Raw genomic sequence first — 4,281 nt, forward strand, 5'->3', positions numbered from 1 at the left:
GGCGACATGGGCCACCTCCAGTACCTGCCGGTGAGCGAGCCCGGTTTCGCCTACGCCGCCGCCGTGTCGTGGTGTCTCGACACCAACGCCGACCTCGACCTCGCCGCCGCCCTCGACGCCCACGCATTCGACGACCCCGCCCGCGAGCTGGGCGCCGCGCTCCTCGCCCTCGGTGATGCCCATCGGGCGATCGTCCCGCAGTTCCCCAACATCTCCGTGCTGGTCATGCACCTCTACTATCCGCAGCTCCAGCTCGACCGGGGGATCAGCGCGGGGATGAACGTCGAGGACCTGCGCGGGGTCGAGGATTCGCTCGAGGCGGCGGTCGAACGGCTCGGGCGCTCCCGGTCCCGGCGGCCGGACGCCAGCCTCGTCATCGACGAGCTGCGCACGGCAGCCGCGCTGGTGGCGCTCGTGTGCCGCGACGGCCGGGCCCGCCTCGCCGAGGACGGCTGGTTGTCGTCGGTGCCCGATGCGGTGCGCTCGACCCTCGCCGCCGAGCTGCGGCCGCTGATCGAGCACCACCGCGAGCTCTGGCTTGCCCGCAACCAGCCCGGTGGCCTCGAGGACAGTGTTGCGTGGCTGCAGCACCTGCTTCAGTGCTACGAGACCGGCATCACCGACCGGTCATGGGGGCGCATCTAGATCAGGCGCGCCGGTGCCTGACCACCGCCGTCTGGCTGGCCGTTCCGAGCAGCGTGCCGTCCTCGGCCCACAGATGGACCAGGCCGTGCCCGTAGCCGTCGGCCACCGCCTGCACGCGGATGTCGAGGTGCACCCACTCGGTGGGCACGCGCCGGGCCACGCGGATGGTGTTGTCGAGGCTGGTGCCGCCCGCCCATTGGCCGATGGCCTGACTGATCCCGAAGGGAACGAAGTCTCCGAGGATGGCCAGCGTCGTGGTGCTCGACGTGAGCCCGTCCAGGCGGGCCCAGAGGGAGGACCGGCCGTCGCCGCTGGGGCCCCCCTCGAGCTGGTCGAGCGGGCGGGCGTCGGCGAGGCGAACGTCGAGGCGCTGCATGATCGTGGCCTCGTGGCGACCCTCGAGCACCCGGGGTGGGCTGTCTTCGGGGCGCGGCACCGGCGGGCGGGCCGCCCACTGTCCTTGGAGCTCGGACGGCCGGACGCCGAGAGCAGCATTGACGGTGAAGATCTCCTCGTCGCCCACCCGGCCGATGGCCCGAGCCTGGCTGGTCTGGTGCCCGACCACCATCGCCACCACCTCGATGCTCACCGTGGCGGGGGGGCGGGCGAACGACAGGTACTGCGCTGCCGCCCAGATGGTCTGCCGGCCGGTGGTGGCCTCCATGGCCTCCATGGCCGCGGCCAGCCCGCACCCGCCGAAGAGGGCGCCCACGCCGCTCAGCAAGGGGGGCACCACCGGCAGGAGCCACCGGTTGGGGTCATCGGTCGGCTCCAGGCCGAGGAACTGAGGTCCATCCATCGACGGGTGACTCTAAAGGCGGCCGGCGACGAGCGAGGCCATGGCCTGGGCGCCGGCGGTCTGGAGATGGACGCCGTCAGGCGCGAACCAGGAGGGTTGAGCGGTGCTCAGGGTGTACCAATCGGCGAGGACAGCCGTGCCCGGGTATCGGGCCACGCCGTCGCGCAGCGTGGCGTTGGTCTCGTCCTGCCAGGATCGCGGCAGGCGCACGTTCACGAAGACGACCCGCCTTGCTCCGGCCGCGGCGCGCATCATGGCGTCGAACTGCGCGGGGGTGACCCCCCCGTTGGCCCCGAGACCGACCACGACCTCCGGTCTCAGCCGGCCCGCGAGGTTCAGCTCGGACACGATCGTGACGCCGGTCTGCCAGGGCCGGCTTACCGCGCCGTCCACCGAGATGCCGGGCACGAGCGCGCCCAGATAGGGCTGCATGTCGACCATGAGCGAGTCGCCGACGGCGGTGACCGGCAGGCCCAGACGAGCTGGTGTCGTCGGGGGAGGGGAGGTCGCGGGTGGCGCGGTCGTGGGTCGAGGCGGTGCGGTGGAGGTGATGACCGGCTCCGTTGGCCCGGGGATGACCGGGGCCGTGCGGAGCGCCTGGTGGTGGGGGCTGTCTCCGCTCCGGAGGCTCAGGGCCAGCAGACCCGCCGCCGCCAGGGCGATGGCGGCGACTCCAAGACCGGCCTGGGGAGTCGGTCTCCGGTGTCGGCCCCTCCGGCCGCGCTGGTCGTGCTTGTCCATGATTGGCGCGTGGCCAGGGTGAGGGCACACCGGGCCGACACCCCACGGTAGATCACCGTCAGTAGAGCGGGGACCAGCTGCTCGTGCGCAGCAGCCTGCTCTCCCACTGATCGCGGTAGGCGAGGGCGTCGTGCATGAAGGTGCCGGGCCGGCGGTGCTCGGGGCGAGTCTCGTGGGCGAGGAGGGCGAGCAGGCGGTCGTTGTCGACGACCTTCTGCATCAGGATGGCCTCGGGCCGGTGCCCGGCACCGTAGGCGACCTGGAAGCTGGCCTGGATGTCGAGGAGGCGCTCAGCGGCGGGCCGGTCCATGATGGCCGGGTAGTAGGTCCGGCCCCAGAACTCGACGTACTCGCCAAGGGGAGCCGAGGGCCATCCGGTGTCCTCCATGTACAGGCTCAACTCGTGGGTGTCGCCGTTGGCGGGCACCGCGCTCAGCTCGACCTCCTGCATTGCCGACCACGGGACGGGCAGCAGGAGCTTGGCGTCGACCGTGTGGCGCCGGCGGTCCTGCTCGGCCACGAGGGCGGAGAGATCGCCGTCCTGGATCCGGCGGGCAAGGCGTTCCCATGCCGCGCCGTCCCGGATGGCCGTGATCGTGATCACCGTGTACGAGGGACCGGCGCCGTGCGCCTGGTTCAGGTACCACAGGACTCGAGCGTCCTTCTCCTCGGCCAGACGAGGCATCCAGTCGTCGCGCCAGGCGGCCTCGAAGGCATCCTCCTCGGCTCCCTTGACCTTGTGCACCTCGTGCAGGAACAGCATCAGGGGCTCCTCTCCGCGCTGTCCGCGATCATCGTCGCCAGCGATCGGCGACGTACCTTTCCGAGGTCGTCGTAGGGGATCTGGTCGACCAGGACGACCGTGTCCGGCACCTTGAAGCGGGCGAGATGCTGGCGGCAATGAGCGCGAAGCTCCTGGGGGCTCACCGCCTGGCGCGCCACGACCGCGGCCCCGACGCGCTCGCCCAGGTCGGCGTCGGGTAGTGCGGCCACGGCGGCGTCGGCGACAGCCGGATGGGTGCGGAGCACCTCTTCCACCTCGATGGGCCCCAGCTTCTCCCCGCCGCGGTTGATGGTGTCGGAGAGCCGCCCGACCGGGAACACGTACCCGTCGGCGTCCACGCGGGCCAGATCGCCGGTCCGCAGCCAGCCTGGAGCGACGTTCTGCTCCGAAAGGACCCAGAGCTCGCCTGGCTCCCCGCCGGGCACGTCCTCGCCCGAGTCGGGGTCCACGACGCGCAGCTGGATGCCGGGAAGCGCCCTGCCGACAGAGGTCCGGCGAACATCGTGGTGGTGGTCGTCGGCCGAAAGGGCGGTATAAGCGCCGAGGGTCTCCGTCTGGCCGAAGACGTTCGAGAAGGCGACACCTGGCAGCGCCTCGGTCGCCCGGGCGACGAGATCAGGGGAAGCGGGTGCCGCGCCGTAGGCGAGGGATCGCAGGGATCCCAGGTCGGTACGGGCGAAGTCGGGGTGGTCGAGGATCCGCCCGAGCATCGTCGGCACCACGAAGGCGGCGCTCACCCGGTGGCGCTCGACGAGGTCGAGCCAGCCGCCGGCGTCGAACCGGGGTTGGATGACCGTGGTGTGCCCCGAGTAGAGGCTCATCAGCAACCCGAGCAGGCCGCCGACGTGAAACATCGGCACACACATGATCCGGACGGCGGCCGGGGCTGCGGCGTCGAACGGACCGCACCAGGAACGGATCCGTCCAGTCAGCACGGCATGGGTCATCGGGACGGCCTTCGGGAGCCCCGTCGTCCCGCTGGTGAAGAGCACCAGGGCCTCGTCCTGGCCGTCGCCGACCGGACCCGGCACCGAGTCCCTCGCCTCGCCCGGCAGGTCGGCCTCGGTGAGGACCGTCCCAGGCCCGTCCATGGCGGCCCGGAGCGCGTCGGCGTGACCCGCCTCCGCGATCCCCACCCCGGCGAGGCCCGCCAGCTGCCACAGCCGCGCCAGCTCCTCGATGGTCAGCTGGGGGTTGAGCGCGGCGCCGGCACCACCCAGGCGGGCCGCTGCCAGCACGCCAGCCAGGGTCAGCAGGCTGCTCGTGGCCACCACGGGCACCCGCTGGCCGGGGCGAGCTCCCTCGTCGGCCA

5 protein-coding genes are annotated in these 4,281 nt (G+C 72.1%); 1 reads left to right on the top strand and 4 read right to left on the bottom strand.

The window, feature by feature from the left end:
- Nucleotides 1-645: hypothetical protein (locus tag VH112_13170; GenBank protein HEX4541185.1), on the top strand; the 645-nt coding region annotated here is incomplete at its 5' end.
- A gap of 1 nt (nucleotide 646) precedes the next feature.
- Here VH112_13170 and VH112_13175 read toward each other — a convergent pair.
- The 4 genes from VH112_13175 to VH112_13190 form a co-directional block, all read right to left on the bottom strand.
- Nucleotides 647-1,444, bottom strand: coding sequence for a thioesterase family protein (locus tag VH112_13175; protein HEX4541186.1), 798 nt, complete (start codon nucleotides 1,442-1,444; stop codon nucleotides 647-649).
- Nucleotides 1,445-1,456: 12 nt separating this feature from the next.
- Nucleotides 1,457-2,185 (bottom strand): hypothetical protein, encoded by a 729-nt coding sequence (locus tag VH112_13180; protein HEX4541187.1) that lies wholly within the window; start codon nucleotides 2,183-2,185, stop codon nucleotides 1,457-1,459.
- A gap of 58 nt (nucleotides 2,186-2,243) precedes the next feature.
- On the bottom strand, nucleotides 2,244-2,948 hold the full coding sequence (locus VH112_13185) for a hypothetical protein (GenBank protein ID HEX4541188.1): 705 nt from the start codon (nucleotides 2,946-2,948) through the stop codon (nucleotides 2,244-2,246).
- Nucleotides 2,948-4,281: AMP-binding protein (locus VH112_13190; protein ID HEX4541189.1), on the bottom strand; the 1,334-nt coding region annotated here is incomplete at its 5' end. The genes VH112_13185 and VH112_13190, both read right to left, overlap by 1 nt.

It is taken from the genome of Acidimicrobiales bacterium, assembly GCA_036270875.1.
GTDB lineage: Bacteria > Actinomycetota > Acidimicrobiia > Acidimicrobiales > AC-9 > AC-9.

Excerpts from the sequence above, each read along its gene's own strand:
- VH112_13175 (HEX4541186.1), bottom strand. The coding sequence starts at position 1,444 with ATGGATGGACCTCAGTTCCTCGGCCTGGAGCCGACCGATGACCCCAAC.
- VH112_13180 (HEX4541187.1), bottom strand. The coding sequence starts at position 2,185 with ATGGACAAGCACGACCAGCGCGGCCGGAGGGGCCGACACCGGAGACCG.
- VH112_13185 (HEX4541188.1), bottom strand. The coding sequence starts at position 2,948 with ATGCTGTTCCTGCACGAGGTGCACAAGGTCAAGGGAGCCGAGGAGGAT.